This is a genomic window from Rhizobium sp. Rhizsp82, assembly GCF_047325115.1.
In the GTDB taxonomy this organism is placed as follows: domain Bacteria; phylum Pseudomonadota; class Alphaproteobacteria; order Rhizobiales; family Rhizobiaceae; genus Rhizobium.
The window spans coordinates 747,080-770,326 of the sequence record NZ_CP168570.1 but is presented as its reverse complement, the minus strand read 5'-3'; the positions used below and the strand labels follow the sequence as shown (position 1 = coordinate 770,326).

Below are 23,247 nucleotides of genomic sequence, written 5' to 3'. Positions count from 1 at the left end.
CAGTTTTGACCAGAAAGATCGCAGCGGCGGAATACACGGCTGCGTGAGGCTCAGACCCGGTGGTAGGGATGGCCGGAGAGGATGGTCACGGCGCGGTAGAGCTGTTCGGCGATCAGAGTGCGGACGATCTGGTGCGGCCATGTCATCTTGCCGAGGCAGAGCGTCATGTCGGCGCGGTCGTAGAGAGCGGGATCGAGCCCGTCGGCGCCGCCGATCGCGATCGTCAGGTCGCGCTTTCCGTTGTCGCGATAGGTGCCGAGCGTGCTTGCGAAAGCCTCGCTGTCGAGGGCTTTGCCGCGCTCGTCGAGCAGGATGAGGATGCCGCCATCCGGAAGCGTCTTCAGCAGCATTGCCGCTTCCTCGCGCTTGCGGGTCTCGGCATTGGAGGCGCGGCTTTCGGCGACTTCGGCAACGCGAGAAAATTCGAGGCCTACCGCCGGGCCAGCCTTGGCGAAGCGGTCGAAATAGCGGGCCGCAAGATCCTTCTCCGGGCCGGATTTGAGCCGCCCCACGGCAAAAAGGCCTATGCGCATATCATCCGCTCCTGTTCAGCGCCCTTCAGAACGCAAAACCGGCCTACTGAGGCCGGTGTCCATTGTTTCCGGCCTTGCTGCATGCCGCATGTCAGGCGCCGGATGAAGGCCGGGTGCCTGTTAGTGGCGCGTTTCTTCGTCCATATCCGGAGCGGCCCACATCTTTTCGATGTTGTAGAACTCGCGGATTTCGGGGCGGAAAACGTGCACGATGATATCGCCGGTATCGATCAGGATCCAATCGCCACCTTCCTGTCCTTCGACACGAGCGGCACCGAAGCCGTCGTCCTTCAGGTCGGAGAGGAGGTGGTCGGCAATCGCCATGACATGGCGGTTCGATCGCCCGGAGACAACGACCATGTAGTCGCCCAGCGCAGATTTCCCAGCAATGTCGATGGTGGCGATATCTTCAGCTTTCGAGTCCTCGAGGCTGGCGAGGACGGCTTGCAGGGCGCGGGCAGCGGCATCGGCGCCACGTTCCGGGCTCTTCGGGATAACGGCGAGCGTTCTTCCCTTGGCGTGTACTGTTGTCAGTGCTTTCCCTTTCCTGGAATAACAGACATGCACATCAACTGATTTGGATCGTCCAAATCATAGTTAAGATAGGCATCAAACCATTAATCTTTCAAGACACAGGCCCGGTTTCGTCGCGCGAAGACTTGCGCTGGCGATCAACAATTATGACAGGCCGCAGTCGATGGCGGCGGTGTACAGCGGCAAAGGCCCGGCGTAAAGTGCCGCCATTGTTTTAGAAAATGCGGATTACATGCCCGAGCTCGCCAAGAACAATCTCATTCCGGTGCTCCGTATCAGCTTCCCGCACGAGGATCGCCTCGGCCGCGGCAAGATGGAGCTTCTCGAGCATATTCGCGAAACAGGATCGATTTCGGCGGCGGGCAGGGCGATGGACATGTCCTATCGCCGCGCCTGGCTGCTGGTCAGCGACATGAACCGGATGTTCAAGCAGCCGGTCGTCGAATCGCAGCGGGGTGGCCAGAAGGGTGGCGGCGCGGCGTTGACGCCGTTCGGCGAGGAGCTGCTCGCCTGCTTCCGCCGGATGGAAGCGACGGTGCGCACGACCCTTGCCAGCGAGCTCGCCTGGCTCGAAGACAACCGCAGCCCTGCCGATGGCGGACAGCGCTGATTACGGCTGCAGCGCCACCGTCTTTATGATGGCGTAGACGGGCTTGCCCGGCGCCAATGCCAGTCTCTCGACAGAGAGCGCGGTGATGCGCGACAGCACGATATCGCCACCGCAATCCACCTGGATTTCGACTGTCCCGTCGTCGGCCGGAGCGAGATCGCGGATGCTGCCTTCGAGGATGTTGAGGGCGCTGAGGCCCTCCGGCTTTTGGGTCGCGAGCATGACGTCACGGGCCGGGATCAAGATGCGCACGCGCTTGCCGGGCTGGACCGCTGTTCCGGGGAGCTGCAGCTGCGCGGTTTTCAGCGCCACGGTGGCGAGCCGGTGGAGGGTATCGACACTTTCGACCGTTCCTTCCAGCAATGCGCCGGCCTCGCGCCGCCCCTCTTCCGTCGATGGCTTGCTCAAGACATCGACGGCACTGCCGATCGCGTCCACCCTGCCGTCGCGCATGACGACGACCTGACTTGCGAGGCGTGCCACTTCGGCGATGGAATGGCTGACATAGACGATCGGGATCTGCGTCTCGTCACGCAGCCGTTCGAGATAGGGCAGGATTTCGGCCTTGCGCGCGTCGTCGAGCGCGGCCAGCGGCTCATCCATCAATAGCAGGCGCGGGGACGAAAGCAGGGCCCGGCCGATGGCAACGCGCTGTCTTTCGCCGCCAGAAAGCTTCGCCGGGCTGCGGCCAAGCAATGGCTCGATGCCGAGCATGTCAATCACCCGGTCGAAATCACCGGCCCCGCCTGTCTTCGGTGCGAACCATCGGCCGTAGGTCAGGTTGCTGCGAACGCTCAGGTGCGGAAAGAGCCGCGCTTCCTGGAAAACGTAGCCGAAGCGGCGGCGATGGCGGGGGACAAAAATGCCCTTTGCGGTATCGGTCAACGGCTCACCGTCGAGCAGCACCTTGCCGTCTTCGGGCCGGGTCAATCCGGCGATGATGCGGATCATCGAGGTCTTGCCCGAGCCGGAGCGGCCGAACAAGGCGGTGACGCCGCTTTCGGACGTGAAGGCGCCGTCGAGGCGGAAGGACCCGAGGCGATGTCTGGCTTCGACGGTCAGCGTCATTCCGGATCGATCCTCCGGCCGGCAAGATAGGCCATGAATTCGGAGGCCAGCAGGGCCGCCATCGAAATGACGACTGCCACCATCGTCAGCCTGAAGGCGCCCGCATCGCCGCCCGGTACCTGGGTGAAAGTGTAGATGGCGGCCGACAGTGTCTGCGTCTCGCCCGGGATGTTGGAGACGAAGGTGATGGTCGCGCCGAATTCGCCCATCGCTTTTGCGAAGGAGAGGATCATGCCTGCGATGATGCCGGGAAGTGTCAGCGGCAGAGTGACGGTGAGGAAGACCCAGAGGGGGCTGGCGCCCAGCGTTCCCGCGGCTTCCTCGAGCTTGCGGTCGACGGCCTCGATCGACAGGCGGATGCTGCGAACCATCAGCGGAAAGCCCATGACGGCACAGGCAAGCGCGGCACCGGTCCAGCGGAAGGAGAAGACGATGCCGAGATACTGGTCGAGCATGCTGCCGATCGGCCCGCGGCGGCCAAACAGGACGAGTAGCAGGAAACCGGTGACGACAGGCGGAAGAATAAGCGGCAAATGGATGATGCCGTTCAGCAGCGACTTGCCATAGAAGCGTCCGCGGGCGAGCAGTAGGGCGGCGCCAATGCCGAATGGCAGGCTTGCCACCATCGCCACGGCGGAGACGCGCAGGCTCAGCATGATGGCGGTCCACTCTTCGGCGCTGAGGCCAAGGGCATCCAAGATCGCGGTTCTCCAAAAAAATAGAAGGCTCGCTGATGTGCGAGCCTTCACGCTAAGCTGCAGAATGAAATTCCGCAATCATTTCAGTTTGATCACTTCAGGATCGTGAAGCCCTGCGCCGTGAAGAAGGGAGCTGCCTTGTCGGACTTCAGGAAGTCGAGATAGGCAGCCGCATCGGCATTCTTGCTCTCGGCGAGAAGGGCGACCGGGTAGATGATCGGCGGATGAGAATCGGCCGGGAAGGTGCCGACGATCGCGACGCCCTTATCGGCGGCTGCGTCGGTCTGGTAGACGATGCCGTAAGGCGCTTCGCCGCGGGAAACGAGCGCCAGCGCGGCGCGGACGCTTTCGGCAAAGGCTGCCTTCGGCTCCACGGCCTTCCAGATGCCGAGCTTGTCGAGCGCGGTCTGGCCGTATTTGCCTGCCGGAACCGACTTCGGCTCGCCCATGGCAAGCTTGCCATCGCCGATCAGGCCGGCGAGATCGAAGCCCTGCTTGATGTCGACAGGCTTGGCCTTGTCCTTGGCGGCAACCAGCACCAGGCGGTTGCCGAGCAGGTTGGAGCGCGTGTCGTCCTTGATCAGCTTCTTGCCGGCGACATAGTCCATCCAGTTGAGGTCGGCGGAGATGAAGACATCAGCCGGTGCGGCATTCTCGATCTGCTTTGCCAGCGCGCCACTTGCTGCGTAGGAAACGACGGCTTCCTTGCCGCTCTCCTTTGCCCAGGCCGCATTGGCGGCGTCGAGCGCATCCTTGAGGCTGGCTGCGGCAAAAACGGTGACCTTCTCGGCGGCTGCGGCCGGCTGCGGTAGGGTGCCGAGGCCGATAAAGCCTGCCGAAATCGCGGCAATAGCCAGTTTCATCCAATGGCGGCGGTTTTGCATGTCATTCACTCCCCAGTTCGAAATATCGAAGGGAATATATCGATCTGCTGCTGCTTTGCTAGCGATATATTTGGCAGGACATATTGCGGAAGCGCTATAGATTATCTGCCCAAGTATTGCCACAAATGACGAAGCAACCGCGATATTTTTCTCGCGATGATTGCATCTATTCTGCCGGAATCCCTTGGTAACCAAAGTAAAATAGAGTCATATGCGGGTTGATCTTGCCGAAACTGTTTTATCTGCTGTTTAATGACGGTAGAAATATGCAGGAATCGCTATGGAATTAACAGGCATAGAGGATCAGCAGTTTTGATGAACTCGACGACACGGAAATTCATCTTTCACGACTTGCAGACGATCGAGGGATACATTGATCCCCCGGATGCACTGGTGTTCCTCTCGTTGTTGCAAAGTCAAAATAGCAAGAGCCTTGCCGGCGGCATTGCAGAGATCGGCGTGTTCTACGGGCGCTCATATTACCTCTTCCGCAAAATCTGCGGTCCGGAGCAGAAGGTCGTGGCGATCGATCTCTTCGATCTCGGCCAGACCGATGACGGCGCCTCGCCGCAATATGGCCGTTTCCTAGAGAATGGCCGGCGTCTCGGCCTTGCTGTCGATGAGGAGCTGGTCATCAAGGGCGATAGCACCCGGCTTTCGGCCGACGAGATCAGGGCCAAGGCGGGCGAAATCCGATTCTTTAGCATCGATGGCGGGCATATGCTGCCGCATGTCGTGGCCGACAGCCAGCTGGCGAAAGATTGCCTGGCGCCGCATGGCGTGATCGCGTTCGACGACACCTTCAATCCGGCGTGGCCGGAGGTCACGGTGGGGGTCGCCGACTTCCTGCGCGAGAATGGCGCGGAGTTCTCGGCCTTCTGCATGACGAAGTACAAGACCTATGTCTGCCGCCGCGACCATCACCAGTTCTATTACGATGTCATCGCCAAGGCGCCGGACCTGACTGCCTTCGACCATGTCGAAACGGAATTCCTGGGGTCCAAAGTTGCAAGGCTCCACAATCCAATCAGCAGGCGAATGGTCTATGAATTGATGATCCGGTCAGGAATGAGCGCCTTTTCCGAACGAGTCTACCGATAGCCCGTTCGGATTGCCGCAAAAAACAGCATCATCATGCGAAGTATTTAGCCCAGCCTTGCGCATGATGCATTGCTGCAATGCGATATGCGATCTTCACGTTTCGATCGATTATGGTAAAACATACTCATCGAAACGGCCACTCCTCCTCCCAGGCCGTTCGATATGGATCGGCAACACTCCTCCTCCCAGTTGTCGATCAAGTTTATGAAGCCCGACGGATCCTCCCCCGTCGGGCTTTTCATTTCTCCACACTTCCAGAATTCGTTTATTCGGCAGCCTTGCGGATTGCCGTCGAGCTCAAGGCAGAGCGCGGTCCGTGAATGAAAGTCCAGGCGGGCGCCGGCTTCTTCCAGAGCGCCCTCGCATCATCCTCGTCGATGCGCGCAAAGGCGAAAGTCTTGGCCATCTTCGAAGAGAGATAGGAGAGCGTCGAGCCGGGCCGGTCGATCACGGCGATCGGGAAGGTGCGGGCGATATCCTGCCACTTCTGCCATTTGTGGAAGGTTTCCAGACTGTCGGCGCCCATGATCCAGACGAAATGGACATGCGGATTGCGCGCCTTCACCCGTGCCAGCGTATTGGCCGTGTAGCTGATGCCGATCGACTGCTCGAAGGCCGTGACCTTGATATGCGGATCGGTGGCGATCGTCTCGCTGAGCGCGATGCGCTCGGCGAGCGGCGCCAGATGATTGCGGCTCTTCAGCGGATTGCCGGGTGTCACCATCCACCAAAGCTGATCGAGACCCAGGCGGCGTATGGCGATCTCAGCCACCAGTGCGTGGCCCTGGTGCGGCGGGTTGAACGACCCGCCGAAAAGACCGACGACCATGCCGCGCTCGGTGTGCGGCATGCGAAGATAGCGCCGGTCGATCTCTTCTGGGATCACGTCAGGGCCGCGTCTGTCCGGTACCGCGAACGCGGTATTTGAAGGAGGTGAGCTGTTCGACGCCGACTGGGCCGCGGGCATGCATCTTGCCGGTGGCGATGCCGATCTCCGCCCCCATGCCGAACTCGCCGCCGTCGGCGAACTGGGTCGAGGCATTGTGCAGCAGGATGGCCGAGTCGATCTCCGTGAAAAAGCGCTCGACCACGGCAGGATCCTCGGCGATCACGGCTTCGGTGTGGTTCGACGAATAGGTCTGGATGTGCTTGATCGCGCCGGAGATGCCATCGACGAGCGCAACCGAGATGACCGCATCGAGATATTCCGTCGACCAGTCCTCCTCGGTCGCTGGCTTGATGCCCGGAGCGGCCTTGAGGACATCGGCAGAGCCACGGATTTCGCAGCCGGCGGCAGCAAGCCCATCGAGAAGCGGCTTCAGATGCGTTTCAGCGACCGCGCGGTCGACCAGCAGCGTCTCGACAGCGCCGCAGACGCCGGTGCGGCGCATCTTGGCGTTGACGATGATCTCTTTGGCCATGCCGAGATCGGCAGACTTGTCGACATAGATATGGCAGAGGCCTTCGAGATGGGCGAAGACCGGGACGCGGGCTTCGTTCTGTACGCGGGCGACAAGGCTCTTGCCGCCACGCGGCACGATGACGTCGATCGCGCCTTCAAGGCCGCGTAGCATAGCACCGACGGCGGCACGGTCGGTGACGGGAACCAGCTGGATCGCATGCTCGGGCAGACCGGCTTCCTTCAAGCCTTCAACCAGGCAGGCATGGATCGCCTGCGAGGAACGGCGCGAATCCGAGCCGCAGCGCAAGATTACCGCATTGCCGGCCTTCAGGCACAACGCGCCGGCATCTGCCGTCACGTTGGGGCGGCTTTCGAAGATGACGCCGATGACGCCGAGCGGCGTGCGAGTTCGCTGGATCTTCAGGCCATTCGGCCGGTCCCAGGCGGCGATGACTTCGCCGACCGGATCCTTGAGCGCGGCAATCGTGCGGATACCCTCGGCCATTTCGGCGACGCGCCTGTCGTTCAGCGTCAGGCGGTCGACGAAGGACGCCAGCAGGCTGCCGCCTTCGACATCTTTAAGATCCTTGGCGTTTTCGGCGAGGATATGCGCCTTGTTGCGCAGGATCGAATCGGCCATGGCGTTCAACGCCTTGTTCTTGCTTTCGGTGGAGGCAAAGCCCAACGGTCGTGCTGCAGCCTTTGCCTTGCGGCCGATGTCGTTCATCAGCACATCAATGTCAGGGCCCTGCACAACTGTATCAAGCATAGCTTGCGTCCTTCTTCTGCCTTTCAGATTTCGAACTTATCTGCGCCGTCATCACCATGTCGTCACGGTGGATCATCGCGGCGCGGCCGGGATAACCGAGAATCTTCTCGATCTCCGCGGACTTGCGGCCGGCGATCTGGCGGGCCTCGTCGGCGTCGTAGCTCGCGAGACCGCGGGCAATCTCGCGGCCGGAGGGGCCGATGATCGCAACTGTATCGCCGCGGCTGAAGACGCCGTTGATCTTGCGCACGCCTGCGGGAAGCAGGCTCTTGCCGGCGCCGAGCGCCGTCATCGCGCCCTCGTCGATATGGAGCTCGCCGGCGGGCTGCAGCTGACCGGCAATCCAGGTCTTGCGGGCGGTCACGGGCGTTCCAGATGGTGCAAACCAGGAAGAGCGGGCACCATTGGCGATGGCCGATAGCGGGCTGTCCGTCTTGCCGGAAGCAATGATCATGGCGCAGCCGGAGGTCGTCGCAATCTTGCCGGCGTCGATCTTGGTGCGCATGCCCCCGCGCGACAGCTCGGAGGCGGCGCCACCGGCCATGGCTTCGATCTCGGGGGTGATTTCGGCGATCGTCTCCAGGAATTTCGCATCCGGGTCGAGATGCGGCGGGGCCGTGTAGAGGCCGTCGATATCGGAGAGCAGAATCAGCAGGTCGGCGCCGGTCATCGTCGCGACGCGTGCGGCCAGGCGATCATTGTCGCCATAGCGGATTTCGCTGGTGGCAACCGTGTCATTCTCGTTGATGATCGGCACGGCGCCGATCTTCAAGAGCTGGTTGATGGTGGCGCGGGCGTTGAGATAGCGGCGGCGCTCTTCGGTATCGCCGAGTGTCAGCAGGATCTGCCCGGCGACGATCTCGTCGCGCGACAGGCTTTCCGACCAGGCGCGTGCCAGCGAAATCTGGCCGACGGCGGCGGCGGCCTGGCTTTCTTCAAGCTTTAGAGCGCCGGAGGGGAGATCGAGAACCGAGCGGCCGAGGGCGATAGCACCGGAGGAAACCACGAGGACATCGGCGCCCTTGGCCTTCAGCGCCGCGATATCGGCGCACATGGCATCGAGCCAAGCGTTCTTCAGGCCCGTCTTGCGATCGACGAGCAGTGCAGAGCCGATCTTGATGACGATGCGGCGATAGCGGTCGAGCGGCTTACGCGTTGTCATCCACTTCGCCTTCTTCATCGGATGCCATATCGCGGTGACGAAGCTTCGGCGTCTTGGCGATCTTTTCAGACGAGCCGGCATTGGCCTCGGTGATGATCTCGCGCAAAGCACGCAGCACCTCGGTCATGCCCTTGCCGGTCGCGGCCGAAATCTGGAACGGCGTCCGGCCGCAGGCCTTGGCAAGTTCCTTGGTCTTCTTCTTCAGCATTTCGTCGTCAAGCACGTCGATCTGCGACAGCGCGACGATCTCGACCTTTTCGCCGAGTTCCTCACCATAGGCTTCGAGCTCGTGGCGGACGGTCTTGTAGGCTTTGCCGACCTTCTCTTCCTGCGCGGAAACAAGATGCAGAAGAACGCGAGTGCGCTCGACATGGCCGAGGAAGCGGTCACCGATGCCGACGCCTTCATGGGCGCCCTCGATGAGGCCCGGGATATCGGCGAGAATGAATTCCTGGCCGTCCACGGTGGCAACGCCGAGGTTCGGATGCAGCGTGGTGAAGGGATAGTTGGCGATCTTCGGGCGGGCGCGGGTGACCGAGGCCAGGAAGGTGGACTTGCCGGCATTCGGCATGCCGACGAGACCGGCGTCAGCAATCAGCTTCAGCCGCATCCAGATCGTCTTTTCCTCGCCCTCAAGGCCGGGATTCGCCCAATCGGGCGCCTGGTTCGTCGAAGACTTGAAATGCGCATTGCCGAAGCCGCCGTTGCCGCCGGCTGCAATGCGGAAGCGCTGACCTTCCTCGGTGAGATCGCAGATCAGCGTTTCGCGGTCTTCTTCGAAAATCTGCGTGCCGACCGGCACCTTGAGTGTGACGTCGCCGCCATTGGCGCCGGTCCGGTTGCGGCCCATGCCGTGCGTGCCGATCTGCGCCTTGAAGTGCTGCTGATAGCGGAAGTCGATCAGGGTGTTGAGCCCGTTGACCGCTTCGGCCCAGACATCGCCACCGCGTCCGCCATCGCCGCCATCGGGGCCGCCGAACTCAATGAACTTCTCGCGCCGGAACGAGACGCTGCCCGCGCCACCGTCTCCAGACTTGATATAGACCTTTGCTTCGTCGAGAAATTTCATTTTACTTCCAGTACCGGTGGCTATTAACGCGCCCCATTCGCCGCTTTCGATATAGGCGGTTCATGCGGAGGTCAAAGAATATCGTGAAGTTTGCGAGCTATAACATACAGTACGGCTTCGGTCTTGATGGGATTTACGACCTGGGACGCATTGCGGAGAGCCTCGAGGGTGCTGACGTCATCGCCCTGCAGGAGGTGACCCGAGGCTACGAGAAGAACGATTTTGCCGACATGCCGGCCGATCTGGCGGCCTTCTTTCCCGACTATTTCTGGGTCTATGGCGCGCCGTGCGATCTGCATGTTGCGGCCGGCGAGGGCGGCTTTCCGCCGCGTGGCACGCGCTTCCAGTTCGGCAACATGATCCTGTCGCGTTTTCCGATCCTGTCGACGCGAACGATCCTGTTGCCGCGCAGCCGCACGGTCTCCAAGCTCAACCTGCAGCGCGGCGCGACCGAGGCGTTGATCGATATTCCCGGCCGGCCGCTGCGCGTCTATTCCGTGCATCTTGACCATGTCTGGGTCGACGAGCGCATTGCCCAGATCCGCCATCTCAACGAGCGGATCAATGCGTTCCGCCTTGAAGGCGGGTCGGTCAGCGGAGCGGCGGAGATCGGTCTGGAGGAGTTGCCTCTGCCGGAGGATTACGTCGTCATGGGCGATTTCAACATGGTGCCTGAATCGCCGGAATATTGTGCTTTCGCCGGTACCAGGGACGGCTATTACGGCCGCACGCCGCGTGTTGGCACGCCGGTCGATGCGCTTGCGGCGCTCGATGGCTATCATCCGGGAAGCTATAGCTGGATGGATCCTGGGGATCACGGAAAGCGCATGCATCTCGATTATTGTTTCGTCAGCGGCGGATTGGCAGGCAGCCTGAGAGGCGCCCATATCGATACGGGGTCTGTCGGTTCCGATCATTTCCCCATCTGGGCCGAGATCGAAATCTAGAAACGCCGCGGCGCAACCGCGGCGTGTCCTTCATGTTTCAGGCGGCCCTGGCAGCCTGCAGTGCGCCGGGCTGGAGAACGGTTTCGACATGCGCCACCATGGTGTTGCGGGCGAAACTGTAGATCTCCGAGCAGCCGGTCATGCGGAAGCCGAGCTTTTCCTGCAGCCGGAGCGATGCCGGATTGTCGGCAAACACGCCCGAATGAACAGGCATGTCGGGCATCCGCCGCGAGAACCGCTCCAGAACGGCTTCGACAGCCTCGCTCATGTAGCCGCGCCGCCAGTAGTAACGGTTCAGCCAGTAGCCGAGGTGCCAGCGGCCATGACGAAGCTCGACGGAAACCATGCCGATATGGGCATCGTCACCGTTGGTGATCGCCAGGTTCCAGCCCGGCAGGGCGCCTGAAGTGACCGGAACCAGCCAGTCCAGAGCATCCTGCCGGTGATAGGGTGCCGGGACGCGCGAAAGCATGCGGGTCACGGCAAAGTCGGACAGCGTTTCCGCCATGGCATCGGCATCGCTCAGCCGGTGAGGGCGCAGCGACAGTCTTGCCGTGCCGATGACCGGGGCAGGCCCTGGCGTCATCGGCTGGACCTTCGGCCGGTCGAGCAGGGCAGCATTCATGACAGTGCTCCCCAGCTTCTCAGCGACATCCAGGTCTTCCGGTCCAGCCGGTACCATTCGACGGGCACGTTGGAACCGAGCGCCAGCGATGCGGCAAGGCCGGATCCCTGGAATTGGAAGCCGCACTTCTGGATGACCCGCCGCGAGGCGATGTTCATCACCCGGCAACGGGCATCGATCTGGTCGATGTTTTCCCGCGTGCGGAAAACCATGTCGACCAGCGCGTGGCATGCTTCCGTCGTGTAGCCCTGGCCCCAAAAGGGTTCGCCGAGCCAGTAGCCGATCTCGACGGTGCGGCCATCGGCATGCGGCTCGACACCGCAGCAACCGATAAACGCGCCGTTTTCAGCTTTGGTAATCGCATAGACGCACTTGCCGATCTCGCCATTCTTCGTGCGACGCACGAAGTCAGCGGCATCATTGGCGGTATACGGGTGCGGCATGCGCGATACCATTGTGGCGACTTTGGCGTTGTTGGCGAGATGGGAAAGGGCGTCAATGTCTTCCTCGTGCGGCGCGCGCATGACGAGCCGTTCCGATAACAAGACAGGGCAATCAGTCCTTAACCGCTCCGGCCTCAGCCGTTCCTTGGGAGACCTCTGGTCTTCCCGGGTTGACCGTGATTGGTCGACCCTGATCAGTTCGCCTTGCATGTTCAGTCCTCCTTATGGACAAAGAAAAAGGGGAGATGGCGCCCCATCTCCCCTGTTTTCTGGACTGAACCTGATACGCTCAGCCGGGTCGATGAGACGCCGGCTGTTTTAGAGCGCTACCGGCTTATTCCGCTGCTTCGGCTTTCGGCATTACAGATACGTACACGCGACCATTGGCCTTCGTTCGGTAGTCCACATTGCCTGCCGTAAGCGCAAAAATGGTGTGATCCTTGCCGAGGCCGACATTGGCGCCCGGATGCCACTGCGTACCGCGCTGACGCACGATAATGTTGCCTGCGATGACGGCTTCGCCGCCGAACTTCTTCACGCCAAGGCGCTTAGACTGAGAATCGCGACCGTTGCGCGACGAACCGCCAGCTTTTTTGTGTGCCATTGGATTTCTCCTTTAAACCTTGTTGCCCGAACCGATTACTTGGCTGCCAGGATGTCCGTGATACGGACAACCGTGTGATGCTGGCGATGACCGCGCGAGCGCTTCGAGTTCTGACGGCGGCGCTTCTTGAAGGCGATGACCTTCTTGCCACGGTTCTGCTCGACCACTTCGGCCTTTACCGATGCGCCCTTGACGAAGGGTGCGCCGATCGCCGCATCGGCGCCTTCGCCGATGACGAGTACTTCGGTGAATTCAATGGAGTCGCCAGCGGATGCTTCAAGCTTCTCGATGGTCAGCACGTCGTTTGCTGCCACACGGTACTGCTTACCGCCGGTCTTAATGACTGCGAACATTGTTTAATCCTTTCATGTTCGATCCAGCTCTCCCCGCAAGGTGCAGGTGGCCGTCTTTTTATCAGTCTGTGTTAAGCAGGGACTTCAGGGCGGATGCCCCAAATTCTGTCTGCCGGTGAAGCCCCACGCGAGCGCGGGGCGGGCAAGGCACGGACTTTTCCACGCCTATTGCGGACGCGGGATAGACGAGTGTCAAAAATCTGTCAAGGCAGAAGGATGAAAAAGCTTCGCAATTTCGTCTTGCCAGTCCGTGATTCTATCGCTATGAGACAGCCCGCGCCCAACAGCGCCAACCAAAACTGCGGAGAGGTGGCAGAGTGGTTGAATGTACCGCACTCGAAATGCGGCGTGCCTGCAAGGGTACCGTGGGTTCAAATCCCACCCTCTCCGCCATTCATCCTCCAAGCATAGTTCTTGCCGGGTTCGACATTTCGGCACAGCGCCGCCACCCGAGCTAAGCCTTCCTATACCTCTTTTGCTGCTCTGCAGCATCTCTCGGTCAGTCCCCCTTTTTCTTGCCGTTTATCTCCTCTAGGTTCCTGTCATCCGATACGGCAACAAAGGTGGTACATGGCAGGTGAAACTGTTCTCGTGGTCGGCGGAGCCGGCTATATCGGCTCGCATACGTGCCTCGATCTGGCGAACAAGGGGTATAAGCCCGTCGTTTTCGACAATTTCTCGAATGGTCATCGGGAATTCGTCAAATGGGGGCCGGCCGAGGAAGGGGATATCCGGGACCGGGCGCGGCTCGACGAGGTGCTGGCGAAGCACAAGCCTTCGGCGATCCTGCATTTCGCGGCGCTGATCGAGGTCGGCGAATCGGTCAAGGATCCCGTTGCCTTCTATGAGAACAATGTGGTGGGTACGCTGACGCTGCTGTCGGCGGCGCAGGCGGCCGGCATCAATGCCTTCGTGTTTTCCTCGACATGCGCGACCTACGGCCTGCCGCAGAGCGTACCGCTCGATGAACAGCACCGGCAGGTGCCCATCAATCCTTACGGACGGACGAAGTATATCGTCGAGCAGGCGCTGGCCGATTATGACCAGTATAAGGGCCTGCGTTCGGTGATTCTGCGCTATTTCAATGCGGCCGGGGCCGATTTCGAGGGCCGGATCGGCGAGTGGCATGATCCGGAAACGCATGCGATCCCGCTGGCGATTGATGCCGCGCTCGGCCGCCGCCAAGGCTTCAAGGTGTTCGGCAGCGACTACGAGACGCGCGACGGCACCTGCGTGCGCGACTATATTCATGTACTGGATCTTGCCGACGCCCATGTGCGCGCGGTCGAATATCTGCTGCGCGGCGGTGATTCGGTGGCGCTCAATCTCGGCACCGGTACTGGCACGACCGTGAAGGAGCTGCTCGGGGCGATCGAGGATGTGTCGCACCGGCCGTTCCCGGTCGAATATATCGGTCGCCGCGAGGGTGATTCGCATACGCTGGTTGCCAATAACGATAAGGCGCGCGATGTGCTCGGCTGGGTGCCGCAATATGATCTGTCGCAGATCATAAGCTCGGCTTGGAACTGGCATTCGCGTACCAACCAGCACTGAGGCAGCCTTGAGCAAACGCCCGAACGTTCTCCTGGTCACCGCGGATCAATGGCGCGGTGATTGCCTTTCCGCAGTCGGCCATCCCGCCGTGCGAACGCCTGGTGTCGATGCGCTTGCTCGCGAGGGCGTGCTGTTTCGTAATCATTTCGCCGGGGCGGCACCATGCTCTCCGGCGCGGGCGACGCTCTATACCGGCCTCTATCAGATGAACCATCGGGTCTGCCGGAACGGGTCGCCGCTCGACCGTCGTTTCGACAATCTGGCGCTGATGGCGCGGCGGGCGGGCTATGATCCGACGCTGTTCGGCTATACCGATACGGCGCCCGATCCGCGGGCGCTTCAGAGCGGCGATCCGCATCTGACCAGTTATGAAGGGCTGCTGCCGGGTTTCACCGCACGGCAGTTGTTGCCGGAGCATGAAAAGCAGTGGCTGTCGTGGCTTCGGTCGCGCGGGCATGCCGGAGCGGTGAACCGCGATATCCATATTCCGGCCGGGGCACAGGCGGGTGAAATATCGGCCGGCAGCCCGGCCTATTCAAAAGACGAGACGCAGACGGCTTTTCTGGCGGGTGAATTCATTCGCTGGCTCGGCGAGCAGGAGGATGCCTGGTTTGCGCATGTCTCTTTTCTCCGCCCGCATCCGCCGTTTTCGGTGCCGGAGCCCTATGGCGCGATGTTCAGGCCCGGTGACGGACCGGCCTTCGCGCGTGCCTCTTCCGCTGAGGCGGAGATGGAGGCGCATCCCTATCTCGCCTATGCGATGCCAAGGAGCGGCAAAGGTAGCTTCATCCATGGCGCCAAAGGCCTGGTCAACGATTGGGATGCCGATGATTTCGCAGCAATCCGGGCGATCTACTATGGGATGATTGCCGAGGTGGATGCGCAGCTCGGGCGGATCTGGCAGGCGCTGAAGGATGCCGGGATCTGGGATGACACGATCGTCATCTTCACCTCCGACCATGCCGAGATGATGGGCGACCACTGGATGTTGGGGAAGGGCGGCTTCTTCGACGGCAGCTATCACATCCCGCTCGTCATCCGTGATCCGCGCACAGGGCAAAAAGGCGCGACCATCAGCCAGTTCACCAGCGCTGCCGATATCTTCCCGACGCTTTGCGAAACGCTTGGCATGAGCGCTCAGAACGGGCTCGATGGCCGTTCGCTGCGCGCGCTTGTCGATGGTGCGGATGCCGGTCAGTGGCGGGATGCGGCCTTCTGGGAATTCGACTTCCGGGAGATCGCCAGCGGTGATGCCGAGGCGCATTTCGGGCTAAGGCCTAATCAGTGCAATCTCGCGGTCATCCGCGACGAACTGTTCAAATATGTGCATTTCGCGGCGCTGCCGCCGCTGCTCTTCGATCTAAAGGTTGATCCGATGGAGTTGCGGAACCTTGCCGCCGATCCCGCGCATGCGGGAACGCGGCTTGCCTATGCGGAGAAGCTGCTGTCGCTCAGGGCGCGTCACCTCGATCAGACGCTTGCCTATACCGAACTGACGGAAAAAGGGCCGGTGTCTTACCGGCCCTGAAGCGTTCAGCCGAAATTGCCGAGATAGTCCATCTTGCCGACCGGGGCGCCCTGGTTGCGCAGGATGGCGTGGGCCATGCCGATGTGGAAATAGAAGTTCGGAAGCACAAACGTGGCGAGATATTCGTCGCCGCTCAGCGTTACCGTCTTGCCGCCGATCTGGCGGGTGACTTCTGCCTTTGCAGCGCCATCGAGCATGTCAGGCGTAACCGTCGCCAGATAGGCTTCGGCCTTGGCGAGGCGTTCGCGCAGATCGGCGACCGTCGTTTCGTTATCTTCGAATTTCGGCGCGTCGGTCGAGGTCAGGCGGGTGATACCGAACTTCGCGGTATCGGTAGCGCGCTGAAACTGGCCGGCGAGCGAAAGCATGTCAGGCGCCAGTCTTGCGTTCACCAAGATGCTGGAATCGATCCCTTTTTCCTTCGCGTAAGCCTCCGCCTTGTCGAGATAGGCGGCAAGCGTTTTCAATCCGCGCTGAAAGACCGGAACGGTCAGCCGGTACATGGAAACAGACATTGAAATCTCCTTTGGGCAATGAGTTCAGCAGGCCGCTGAAGGCGCTTATCTAGGCGCGCCGCATGACGATTGCATCGTCGCACGCTGCGGCTGCCAGACTTTTTTTGGCGAGGGTCCTTTCGCCATTGCTTTAAAAAGAGTTGACGTCCCGCCCGGAAAATGGAATGAATATTCCGTCAGGCAAATTTTACGGTTTGTTTGTTCCGTTTTGACGGAGCCGCCTCACGGGAGTGGCGGTACATTGGAATTACGGCTTTTGGGCTGGGCCCGAAGTTCCGGCGTGAGGAGGGTGCTGCCGGACACCGCTTTGTGGAGGAAATAAAATGAAAAAGTTTATCCTGGGCACCGCTATGGCGCTTGTCATGTCGACGGCCGCTCACGCTGCAAATGTCGGCGTGTCGATGGCAAAGTTCGACGACAACTTCCTGACCGTTCTTCGCAACGGCATGGTTGACTACTCGAAGACGCTGAGCGGCGTGACGCTGCAGGTCGAAGACGCGCAGAACGACGTCGCCAAGCAGCAGAGCCAGATCCAGAACTTTATCGCTTCCAAGGTCGATGCGATCATCGTCAACCCTGTCGATACCGATGCGACGGCTGCCATGTCGAAGCTCGCTGCCGATGCTGGTATCCCGCTTGTTTACGTCAACCGCCAGCCGGTGAACATCGATACGCTGCCTGACAACCAGGCCTTCGTCGCTTCCAACGAACAGGAATCCGGCACGCTGGAAACCAAGGAAGTCTGCCGTCTCCTCGGTGGCAAGGGCAAGGCTGTGGTCATCATGGGCGAGCTTTCGAACCAGGCTGCCCGCATGCGCACCCAGGACGTTCATGACGTCGTGAAGACCGATGAATGCAAGGGCATTGAAATCGTCGAAGAGCAGACGGCAAACTGGGATCGTACCCAGGGCTCCGACCTCGTCAGCAACTGGCTGTCCAGCGGTCTCGAGTTCAACGCCGTCATCTCCAACAACGACGAAATGGCGATCGGCGCGATCCAGGCTCTCAAGGCCGCCGGCAAGGACATGAAGGACTACGTGATCGGTGGCGTTGATGCCACGCAGGACGCATTGGCTGCAATGCAGGCAGGCGATCTCGACGTGACCGTCTTCCAGGACGCCGCCGGTCAGGGCAAGGGCTCGCTCGACGCGGCTCTGAAGCTCGCCAAGGGCGAAAAGATCGACAAGAAGGTCTACATCCCCTTCCAGCTCGTAACTCCTGAAAACGTCAAGGACTTCGTCACCAAGAACTAAGGTGACTGTCGCGGATGCGGGCGGCTTGCCCGCATCCAACTCCTCTGCCGTATCCGGAGAAATGAAGATGGCTGTGAGCCCGTCCACCATGGCTGCCGTGCGCGCCAGCGGGGCCGTTCCGAATGCGGAATACCTGCTGAGCGCCGAAGGTGTGCGCAAGGAATTTCCAGGCGTCGTGGCGCTTGATGATGTCCAGTTCCGTCTGAAGCGCGGCTCCGTCCATGCGCTGATGGGCGAGAACGGCGCCGGCAAATCCACCCTTATGAAGATCCTCGCCGGCATCTACACGCCCGATAAGGGCGAGGTGCGGCTGAAGGGTATCGAGATCCAGCTCAAGTCGCCGCTCGACGCGCTGGAAAACGGTATCGCCATGATCCATCAGGAACTGAACCTGATGCCGTTCATGACAGTTGCCGAAAATATCTGGATCCGCCGCGAGCCGAAGAACCGGCTCGGTTTCGTCGATCATCGCGAAATGTACCGGCTGACCGAAGATCTTTTCAAGCGGCTGAATATCGACCTCGATCCCGAGATCGAAGTTCGCCACCTCTCGGTCGCCAGCCGGCAGATGGTCGAGATCGCCAAGGCGGTTTCCTACAATTCAGATGTCCTGATCATGGACGAGCCGACATCGGCGCTGACCGAGCGTGAGGTTGCACATCTCTTCCAGATCATTCGCGATCTGCGCGCCCAGGGCATCGGTATCGTCTACATCACCCACAAGATGAACGAGCTCTTCGAGATCGCCGACGAATTCTCGGTGTTCCGCGACGGCAAGTATATTGGCACGCATGCATCGACCGATGTGACGCGCGACGACATCATCCGCATGATGGTTGGTCGCGAGATTACCCAGATGTTCCCGAAGGAAGAAGTCCCGATCGGCGACGTCGTGCTTTCGGTCAAGAATCTCACTTTGAAGCGCGTCTTCCACGACGTCTCCTTCGACGTGCGCGCAGGCGAAATTCTCGGTGTTGCCGGTCTTGTCGGCTCGGGCCGTTCGAACGTCGCCGAAACGCTCTTCGGTGTTACGCCGGCGAGCTCAGGCACGATCGAGCTATTCGGCAAGAAGGTGGATATCAGTTCCCCGGCCGTGGCGATCCAGAACGGCATGGCATTCCTGACGGAAGACCGCAAGGATACGGGCTGTCTGCTCATTCTCGACGTGCTCGAGAACATGCAGATCGCCGTGCTGCACGACCAGTTCGTCAAGGGCGGTTTCGTCCAGGAACGCGCGATCGAGGCGACCTGTGAGGAGATGGCGCGCAAGCTGCGCGTGAAGACGCCCAATCTCAATGAGCGGGTCGAAAACCTTTCGGGCGGCAATCAGCAGAAGGTGCTGATCGGCCGCTGGCTGCTGACCAACCCGAAGATCCTCATTCTGGACGAACCGACGCGCGGTATCGACGTCGGCGCCAAGGCGGAAATCCACCGGCTGGTCACGGAAATGGCGCGCACCGGCGTGGCGGTGATCATGATATCATCGGAAATGCCTGAGGTGCTCGGCATGAGCGATCGCGTCATGGTCATGCATGAAGGCCGTGTGACCGGATTCCTCAATCGCGACGAAGCAACACAGGTGAAGGTGATGGAGCTTGCCGCGCAGTGATCGCGCCGCCGCTCCAACCATCAAGGGAGGTTTGACATGAACACAGAGGCAGCCGAGGGCCAGGCCCCGCTCGTGACACGGGCGCGCCGCCGCCGGATACCGCCGGAACTCAGCATCTTCCTGGTGCTGATCGGCATCGCGCTCGTCTATGAAATCCTCGGCTGGATCTTCATCGGACAGAGCTTCCTGATGAACCCGCAGCGTCTGACCATCATGATCCTGCAGGTGTCGGTCATCGGCATCATCTCGGTGGGCGTGACGCAGGTCATCATCACCGGCGGCATCGACCTCTCGTCGGGTTCGGTGGTCGGCATGACGGCGATGATTGCGGCGAGTTTTGCCCAGGCCTCCACCTGGCCGCGCGCGCTTTATCCTGGTCTGACCGACATGCCGTTCTTCGTGCCGATTGGCATCGGCCTGCTGATCGGCCTTCTGGCCGGCTATATCAACGGCCAGCTGATCGCCAAGACGAAGATCCCGCCCTTCATCGCCACGCTCGGCATGATGGTCTCGGCGCGCGGTATTTCGAAGTGGTACACCAAGGGTCAGCCGGTTTCCGGCCTGACCGACCAGTTCAATTTCATCGGCACCGGTATCTGGCCTGTCATCGTCTTCCTCGTCGTCGCGCTGATCTTCCATATCGCCCTGCGCTACACCCGCTATGGCAAGTTCACCTATGCGATCGGCGCCAACATGCAGGCGGCGCGCGTCTCGGGTATCAATATCGAGGCGCACCTCATCAAGGTTTACGCGATTGCGGGTCTGCTCGCCGGTCTCGCCGGTGTCGTCACCGCAGCCCGCGCACAGACGGCGCAGGCAGGCATGGGTGTGATGTATGAACTTGATGCGATCGCGGCGGCCGTTATCGGCGGCACGTCGCTGACGGGCGGCGTCGGACGGATCACCGGTACTGTCATCGGCACGATCATCCTTGGCGTCATGACCTCGGGCTTTACCTTCCTCAGGGTGGACGCCTACTATCAGGAGATCGTGAAAGGCGTGATCATCGTCGCTGCCGTCGTCGTCGACGTCTACAGGCAGAAGAAACGCGCCAAGCACTGAAACATGAAAAAATGACGGGGCCTCAGGGCCCCGTTTTCATGTTTGCGGCTTCTTTCGGCACTGCCGCAAATTTCTAAAAAAGGGGCTGGTCTATTTTTCCAGCCTTTCTATTGTTGTCGCTTGATATTTGCCCGGAAGGGTAGAGCAGGAAGACAGATGCAGCTCGTATTCGATGGCCACAACGACGTTCTCCTCAGGCTTTGGACACATGAAAGGGATGGCGCCGATCCGGTTGCCGAATTTCTGAACGGAACGACGCAAGGTCATATCGATGCGCCGCGCGCGCGTCAGGGCGGCCTCGCCGGCGGTCTCTGCGCCATCTACATTCCCTCCGGCGATCTCGTCTTCGCCGACCCTGACGAGAACGGCCATTACGAGACGCCGCTTGCCGCACCGCTCGACCGTCTTCCCTCGCTTGGCATCGCCACCGAGATGGCGGCGATCGCGCTTCGTCTCGATACGGCCGGCGCATGGCGGCTGTGCCGCAGCGTCAAGGATATCCGCAACGCGATGGCCGAGGGCATCTTTGCCGCCGTCATGCATATGGAAGGCTGCGAGGCGATTGGCGCCGATCTGGCGGCGCTCGAGGTTTTCCATGCTGCGGGTCTTCGCTCGCTCGGTCCCGTCTGGAGCCGCCACAATGTCTTCGGGCATGGCGTCCCCTTCGCATTCCCGAAAAATCCGGATACCGCTCCCGGCCTCACGGATGCCGGTTTCGAGCTGGTGCGCGAATGCAATCGCCTCGGCATCATGATCGACCTGTCGCACATCACCGAAAAAGGCTTCTGGGATGTCGCCAAGACCAGCGATAAGCCTCTGGTCGCCACCCATTCCAACGCCCATGCGCTGACGCCGGTGGCCCGAAACCTCACGGACAAGCAGCTCGATGCGATCAGGGAATGCAACGGGCTGGTCGGCCTGAACTATGCGACGGCGATGCTGCGCGCCGACGCCCGCTCGGATGGCGAGACGCCGCTTTCCGACATGATCCGCCACGTCAACCACCTCGTCGATCGCGTCGGCATCGATTGCGTCGCGCTCGGATCCGACTTCGACGGGGCGACGATTCCCGACGAAATCGGCGATGCTGCAGGCAACCAGAAGCTGATTGCCGCTCTCCGGGACAGTGGATATGGTGAAAGCGATCTCAAAAAACTTGCCAGCGAGAACTGGCTGAGAATCCTGGCTTCGGCGTGGAGGGAGAAGGACGTCTAAGGCCTGAAAACTGCTTTGTAATCAATCAAAAACAGGGGAACAGAACCAATGATGATTACCAAAATCAACCGTAGCTTCCGCGCACTTTCCGCCGGTGCCGCACTCTCGCTTCTCATGATGGCCGCACCCGCAGCCTTCGCTGAAACGCCGAAGGATACGCTGGTCGAAGGCTTCGCCATCGACGACATCATCACCATGGATCCGGGCGAAGCATTCGAGCTCTCGACCGCTGAAGTGACCAGCAACACCTACAGCCTGCTGGTTCGCCTCGACATGGCCGACACCTCGAAGGTGAAGGGCGATCTCGCCGAAAGCTGGACCGTTTCCGACGATGGCCTGACCTATACGTTCAAGCTGAAGCCGGGCCTGAAGTTCGCTTCCGGCAATCCTGTCACCGCCGAAGACGTTGCCTGGTCCTTCGAACGCGCCGTCAAGCTGGACAAGAGCCCGGCCTTCATTCTCACCCAGTTCGGCCTGACCGGCGACAACGTCACCGAAAAGGCAAAGGCCGCCGATCCGAACACCTTCGTCTTCACGGTCGACAAGCCCTACGCGCCGAGCTTCGTGCTGAACTGCCTGACGGCGACCGTCGCCTCGGTGGTCGACAAGAAGCTGGTCATGGACCATGTGAAGCCGGTGACCGTCGATGCGGACCACAAGTATGACAACGACTTTGGTAATGAATGGCTGAAGACCGGCTACGCCGGCTCGGGTGCCTTCAAGCTGCGCGAATGGCGCGCCAACGAAGTCGTCGTCATGGAGCGCAACGACAATTATTACGGCGACAAGCCGAAGCTGAACCGCGTCATCTACCGCTACATGAAGGAAAGCTCGGCGCAGCGTCTGGCGCTTGAGGCCGGCGATATCGATATCGCCCGCAACCTCGAGCCGGGTGATCTCGATGCCGTCTCGAAAAATGCCGATCTGGCAACGACCGACGCGCCGAAGAGCACGATCTATTACGTCAGCCTCAATCTGAAGAACGAGAACCTGAAGAAGCCTGAAGTTCAGCAGGCCTTCAAATATCTCGTCGATTACGACGCGATCGGCGCGACGCTGATCAAGGGCATCGGCGAAGTCCATCAGACCTTCCTGCCGAAGGGCCAGCTCGGCGCTCTCGACGAGAACCCCTTCAAGCTCGACGTCGCCAAGGCGAAGGAACTGCTCGCCAAGGCAGGTCTCAAGGACGGCTTCTCGGTCACTATGGATGTGCGCAACACGCAGCCGGTCACCGGTATCGCCGAATCCATGCAGCAGACGCTGGCGCAGGCCGGCGTGAAGCTGGAGATCATCCCAGGCGACGGCAAGCAGACGCTGACCAAATATCGAGCCCGCACGCACGATATGTATATCGGCCAGTGGGGCTCGGACTATTTCGACCCGAACTCCAATGCCGATACCTTCACGGCGAACCCGGATAATTCCGACGCCGGCACCAACAAGACGCTCGCCTGGCGCAACACGTTCGAGGCGCCCGAGCTCGACAAGGAAGCCAAGGCCGCCCTGCTTGAGCGTGACGGCGCCAAGCGCGCTGCCATGTACCAGGACATTCAGAAGAAGTACCTGGAAAACAGCCCCTTCGTCTTCATCTTCCAGCAGATCGAAGTGGCCGGCTATCGCAAGAGCCTGAAGGACTTCAAGCTCGGCCCGAGCTTCGACACCAACTATGTCGGTCCGATTGCCAAGGAATAGTCCGGTAGGATTGGTTC

The 23,247-nt window shown here is 60.7% G+C and carries 24 protein-coding genes and 1 tRNA gene; 11 read left to right on the top strand and 14 right to left on the bottom strand.

What is annotated here, in order from left to right; all coding sequences use genetic code 11:
* Positions 1-50: 50 nt before the first annotated feature.
* On the bottom strand, positions 51-533 hold the full coding sequence (gene rlmH / locus ACEN84_RS08435) for a 23S rRNA (pseudouridine(1915)-N(3))-methyltransferase RlmH (RefSeq protein WP_130283035.1): 483 nt from the start codon (positions 531-533) through the stop codon (positions 51-53).
* A gap of 120 nt (positions 534-653) precedes the next feature.
* The gene (gene rsfS, locus ACEN84_RS08430) at positions 654-1,100 is read right to left on the bottom strand and encodes a ribosome silencing factor (RefSeq protein ID WP_112718147.1); all 447 of its coding nucleotides are present in this window, start codon (positions 1,098-1,100) and stop codon (positions 654-656) included.
* 199 nt (positions 1,101-1,299) lie between these two features.
* Between rsfS and ACEN84_RS08425 the strand changes: the two genes are divergently transcribed.
* Positions 1,300-1,677 (top strand): winged helix-turn-helix domain-containing protein, encoded by a 378-nt coding sequence (locus ACEN84_RS08425; protein WP_130283037.1) that lies wholly within the window; start codon positions 1,300-1,302, stop codon positions 1,675-1,677.
* Here ACEN84_RS08425 and modC read toward each other — a convergent pair whose 3' ends face one another.
* The 3 genes from modC to modA all read right to left on the bottom strand — a co-directional run bounded on the left by modC (position 1,678) and on the right by modA (position 4,327).
* Entirely contained in the window at positions 1,678-2,745 is a 1,068-nt protein-coding gene (gene modC, locus ACEN84_RS08420) for a molybdenum ABC transporter ATP-binding protein (RefSeq protein WP_130283039.1), read from the bottom strand.
* A complete protein-coding gene (gene modB, locus ACEN84_RS08415) occupies positions 2,742-3,443 on the bottom strand; it encodes a molybdate ABC transporter permease subunit (protein ID WP_413710553.1) in 702 nt (233 codons plus the stop codon). Before modB ends, modC begins: the two co-directional genes overlap by 4 nt.
* A gap of 92 nt (positions 3,444-3,535) precedes the next feature.
* On the bottom strand, positions 3,536-4,327 hold the full coding sequence (modA, locus tag ACEN84_RS08410; protein WP_130283043.1) for a molybdate ABC transporter substrate-binding protein: 792 nt from the start codon (positions 4,325-4,327) through the stop codon (positions 3,536-3,538).
* A gap of 315 nt (positions 4,328-4,642) precedes the next feature.
* On the opposite strand from modA, the gene ACEN84_RS08405 reads away from it, so the two are divergent.
* A complete protein-coding gene (locus ACEN84_RS08405) occupies positions 4,643-5,428 on the top strand; it encodes a class I SAM-dependent methyltransferase (protein ID WP_413710552.1) in 786 nt (261 codons plus the stop codon).
* 265 nt (positions 5,429-5,693) lie between these two features.
* Here ACEN84_RS08405 and ACEN84_RS08400 read toward each other — a convergent pair whose 3' ends face one another.
* The 4 genes from ACEN84_RS08400 to obgE are packed head-to-tail and all read right to left on the bottom strand — an operon-like array spanning position 5,694 to position 9,830.
* On the bottom strand, positions 5,694-6,278 hold the full coding sequence (locus ACEN84_RS08400; RefSeq protein WP_413711279.1) for a nicotinate-nucleotide adenylyltransferase: 585 nt from the start codon (positions 6,276-6,278) through the stop codon (positions 5,694-5,696).
* 37 nt (positions 6,279-6,315) lie between these two features.
* Complete coding sequence (locus ACEN84_RS08395) at positions 6,316-7,599, bottom strand: glutamate-5-semialdehyde dehydrogenase (protein ID WP_413710551.1); 1,284 nt, start codon at positions 7,597-7,599, stop codon at positions 6,316-6,318.
* Positions 7,592-8,761 carry a glutamate 5-kinase gene (gene proB, locus ACEN84_RS08390; protein ID WP_413710550.1) on the bottom strand — a complete coding sequence of 390 codons (1,170 nt, stop codon included), beginning with the start codon at positions 8,759-8,761 and terminating at the stop codon, positions 7,592-7,594. Before proB ends, ACEN84_RS08395 begins: the two co-directional genes overlap by 8 nt.
* Complete coding sequence (obgE, locus tag ACEN84_RS08385) at positions 8,748-9,830, bottom strand: GTPase ObgE (protein ID WP_413710549.1); 1,083 nt, start codon at positions 9,828-9,830, stop codon at positions 8,748-8,750. The genes proB and obgE overlap by 14 nt, the downstream gene beginning before the upstream one ends.
* An 83-nt stretch (positions 9,831-9,913) precedes the next feature.
* On the opposite strand from obgE, the gene ACEN84_RS08380 reads away from it, so the two are divergent.
* Entirely contained in the window at positions 9,914-10,777 is an 864-nt protein-coding gene (locus tag ACEN84_RS08380; RefSeq protein WP_413710548.1) for an endonuclease/exonuclease/phosphatase family protein, read from the top strand.
* Between the two features lie 37 nt (positions 10,778-10,814).
* On the opposite strand, the gene ACEN84_RS08375 is transcribed toward ACEN84_RS08380, so the two are convergent.
* The 4 genes from ACEN84_RS08375 to rplU form a co-directional block, all read right to left on the bottom strand.
* A complete protein-coding gene (locus tag ACEN84_RS08375) occupies positions 10,815-11,363 on the bottom strand; it encodes a GNAT family N-acetyltransferase (RefSeq protein ID WP_413711278.1) in 549 nt (182 codons plus the stop codon).
* Between the two features lie 35 nt (positions 11,364-11,398).
* Entirely contained in the window at positions 11,399-12,055 is a 657-nt protein-coding gene (locus tag ACEN84_RS08370) for a GNAT family N-acetyltransferase (protein WP_112718169.1), read from the bottom strand.
* 124 nt (positions 12,056-12,179) lie between these two features.
* Entirely contained in the window at positions 12,180-12,449 is a 270-nt protein-coding gene (gene rpmA, locus ACEN84_RS08365) for a 50S ribosomal protein L27 (protein ID WP_112718171.1), read from the bottom strand.
* 35 nt (positions 12,450-12,484) lie between these two features.
* The gene (rplU, locus tag ACEN84_RS08360) at positions 12,485-12,802 is read right to left on the bottom strand and encodes a 50S ribosomal protein L21 (protein WP_112385937.1); all 318 of its coding nucleotides are present in this window, start codon (positions 12,800-12,802) and stop codon (positions 12,485-12,487) included.
* Positions 12,803-13,105: 303 nt separating this feature from the next.
* Between rplU and ACEN84_RS08355 the strand changes: the two genes are divergently transcribed.
* The 3 genes from ACEN84_RS08355 to ACEN84_RS08345 all read left to right on the top strand — a co-directional run bounded on the left by ACEN84_RS08355 (position 13,106) and on the right by ACEN84_RS08345 (position 15,884).
* Positions 13,106-13,195, top strand: a tRNA-Ser gene (locus ACEN84_RS08355).
* A 177-nt stretch (positions 13,196-13,372) separates the two neighbouring features.
* Complete coding sequence (gene galE / locus ACEN84_RS08350) at positions 13,373-14,356, top strand: UDP-glucose 4-epimerase GalE (RefSeq protein WP_413710547.1); 984 nt, start codon at positions 13,373-13,375, stop codon at positions 14,354-14,356.
* Positions 14,334-15,884, top strand: coding sequence for an alkaline phosphatase family protein (locus ACEN84_RS08345; protein ID WP_413711277.1), 1,551 nt, complete (start codon positions 14,334-14,336; stop codon positions 15,882-15,884). Before galE ends, ACEN84_RS08345 begins: the two co-directional genes overlap by 23 nt.
* Positions 15,885-15,889: 5 nt before the next feature.
* On the opposite strand, the gene ACEN84_RS08340 is transcribed toward ACEN84_RS08345, so the two are convergent.
* A complete protein-coding gene (locus ACEN84_RS08340) occupies positions 15,890-16,399 on the bottom strand; it encodes a DUF1993 family protein (protein ID WP_199627989.1) in 510 nt (169 codons plus the stop codon).
* A 323-nt stretch (positions 16,400-16,722) separates the two neighbouring features.
* Between ACEN84_RS08340 and ACEN84_RS08335 the strand changes: the two genes are divergently transcribed.
* From ACEN84_RS08335 to ACEN84_RS08315, 5 genes are all read left to right on the top strand, one after another.
* Positions 16,723-17,652 carry a sugar ABC transporter substrate-binding protein gene (locus ACEN84_RS08335; protein WP_112718179.1) on the top strand — a complete coding sequence of 310 codons (930 nt, stop codon included), beginning with the start codon at positions 16,723-16,725 and terminating at the stop codon, positions 17,650-17,652.
* Between the two features lie 67 nt (positions 17,653-17,719).
* Positions 17,720-19,261 carry a sugar ABC transporter ATP-binding protein gene (locus tag ACEN84_RS08330; protein WP_112718481.1) on the top strand — a complete coding sequence of 514 codons (1,542 nt, stop codon included), beginning with the start codon at positions 17,720-17,722 and terminating at the stop codon, positions 19,259-19,261.
* Positions 19,262-19,297: 36 nt separating this feature from the next.
* Entirely contained in the window at positions 19,298-20,323 is a 1,026-nt protein-coding gene (locus tag ACEN84_RS08325; RefSeq protein ID WP_112718181.1) for an ABC transporter permease, read from the top strand.
* Between the two features lie 156 nt (positions 20,324-20,479).
* On the top strand, positions 20,480-21,538 hold the full coding sequence (locus tag ACEN84_RS08320; RefSeq protein ID WP_413710546.1) for a dipeptidase: 1,059 nt from the start codon (positions 20,480-20,482) through the stop codon (positions 21,536-21,538).
* Between the two features lie 48 nt (positions 21,539-21,586).
* Positions 21,587-23,230: an ABC transporter substrate-binding protein gene (locus ACEN84_RS08315; RefSeq protein ID WP_112718185.1), complete on the top strand. Its 1,644-nt coding sequence runs from the start codon at positions 21,587-21,589 to the stop codon at positions 23,228-23,230.
* The last annotated feature ends 17 nt before the right edge of the window (positions 23,231-23,247 follow it).

Excerpts from the sequence above, each read along its gene's own strand:
- rlmH (WP_130283035.1), bottom strand. The coding sequence starts at position 533 with ATGCGCATAGGCCTTTTTGCCGTGGGGCGGCTCAAATCCGGCCCGGAG.
- ACEN84_RS08425 (WP_130283037.1), top strand. The coding sequence starts at position 1,300 with ATGCCCGAGCTCGCCAAGAACAATCTCATTCCGGTGCTCCGTATCAGC.
- modC (WP_130283039.1), bottom strand. The coding sequence starts at position 2,745 with ATGACGCTGACCGTCGAAGCCAGACATCGCCTCGGGTCCTTCCGCCTC.
- modA (WP_130283043.1), bottom strand. The coding sequence starts at position 4,327 with ATGCAAAACCGCCGCCATTGGATGAAACTGGCTATTGCCGCGATTTCG.
- ACEN84_RS08405 (WP_413710552.1), top strand. The coding sequence starts at position 4,643 with ATGAACTCGACGACACGGAAATTCATCTTTCACGACTTGCAGACGATC.
- ACEN84_RS08400 (WP_413711279.1), bottom strand. The coding sequence starts at position 6,278 with ATGCCGCACACCGAGCGCGGCATGGTCGTCGGTCTTTTCGGCGGGTCG.
- ACEN84_RS08395 (WP_413710551.1), bottom strand. The coding sequence starts at position 7,599 with ATGCTTGATACAGTTGTGCAGGGCCCTGACATTGATGTGCTGATGAAC.
- proB (WP_413710550.1), bottom strand. The coding sequence starts at position 8,761 with ATGACAACGCGTAAGCCGCTCGACCGCTATCGCCGCATCGTCATCAAG.
- obgE (WP_413710549.1), bottom strand. The coding sequence starts at position 9,830 with ATGAAATTTCTCGACGAAGCAAAGGTCTATATCAAGTCTGGAGACGGT.
- ACEN84_RS08375 (WP_413711278.1), bottom strand. The coding sequence starts at position 11,363 with ATGACGCCAGGGCCTGCCCCGGTCATCGGCACGGCAAGACTGTCGCTG.
- ACEN84_RS08370 (WP_112718169.1), bottom strand. The coding sequence starts at position 12,055 with ATGCAAGGCGAACTGATCAGGGTCGACCAATCACGGTCAACCCGGGAA.
- rpmA (WP_112718171.1), bottom strand. The coding sequence starts at position 12,449 with ATGGCACACAAAAAAGCTGGCGGTTCGTCGCGCAACGGTCGCGATTCT.
- rplU (WP_112385937.1), bottom strand. The coding sequence starts at position 12,802 with ATGTTCGCAGTCATTAAGACCGGCGGTAAGCAGTACCGTGTGGCAGCA.
- galE (WP_413710547.1), top strand. The coding sequence starts at position 13,373 with ATGGCAGGTGAAACTGTTCTCGTGGTCGGCGGAGCCGGCTATATCGGC.
- ACEN84_RS08340 (WP_199627989.1), bottom strand. The coding sequence starts at position 16,399 with ATGTCTGTTTCCATGTACCGGCTGACCGTTCCGGTCTTTCAGCGCGGA.
- ACEN84_RS08335 (WP_112718179.1), top strand. The coding sequence starts at position 16,723 with ATGAAAAAGTTTATCCTGGGCACCGCTATGGCGCTTGTCATGTCGACG.
- ACEN84_RS08330 (WP_112718481.1), top strand. The coding sequence starts at position 17,720 with ATGGCTGTGAGCCCGTCCACCATGGCTGCCGTGCGCGCCAGCGGGGCC.
- ACEN84_RS08325 (WP_112718181.1), top strand. The coding sequence starts at position 19,298 with ATGAACACAGAGGCAGCCGAGGGCCAGGCCCCGCTCGTGACACGGGCG.
- ACEN84_RS08320 (WP_413710546.1), top strand. The coding sequence starts at position 20,480 with ATGCAGCTCGTATTCGATGGCCACAACGACGTTCTCCTCAGGCTTTGG.
- ACEN84_RS08315 (WP_112718185.1), top strand. The coding sequence starts at position 21,587 with ATGATGATTACCAAAATCAACCGTAGCTTCCGCGCACTTTCCGCCGGT.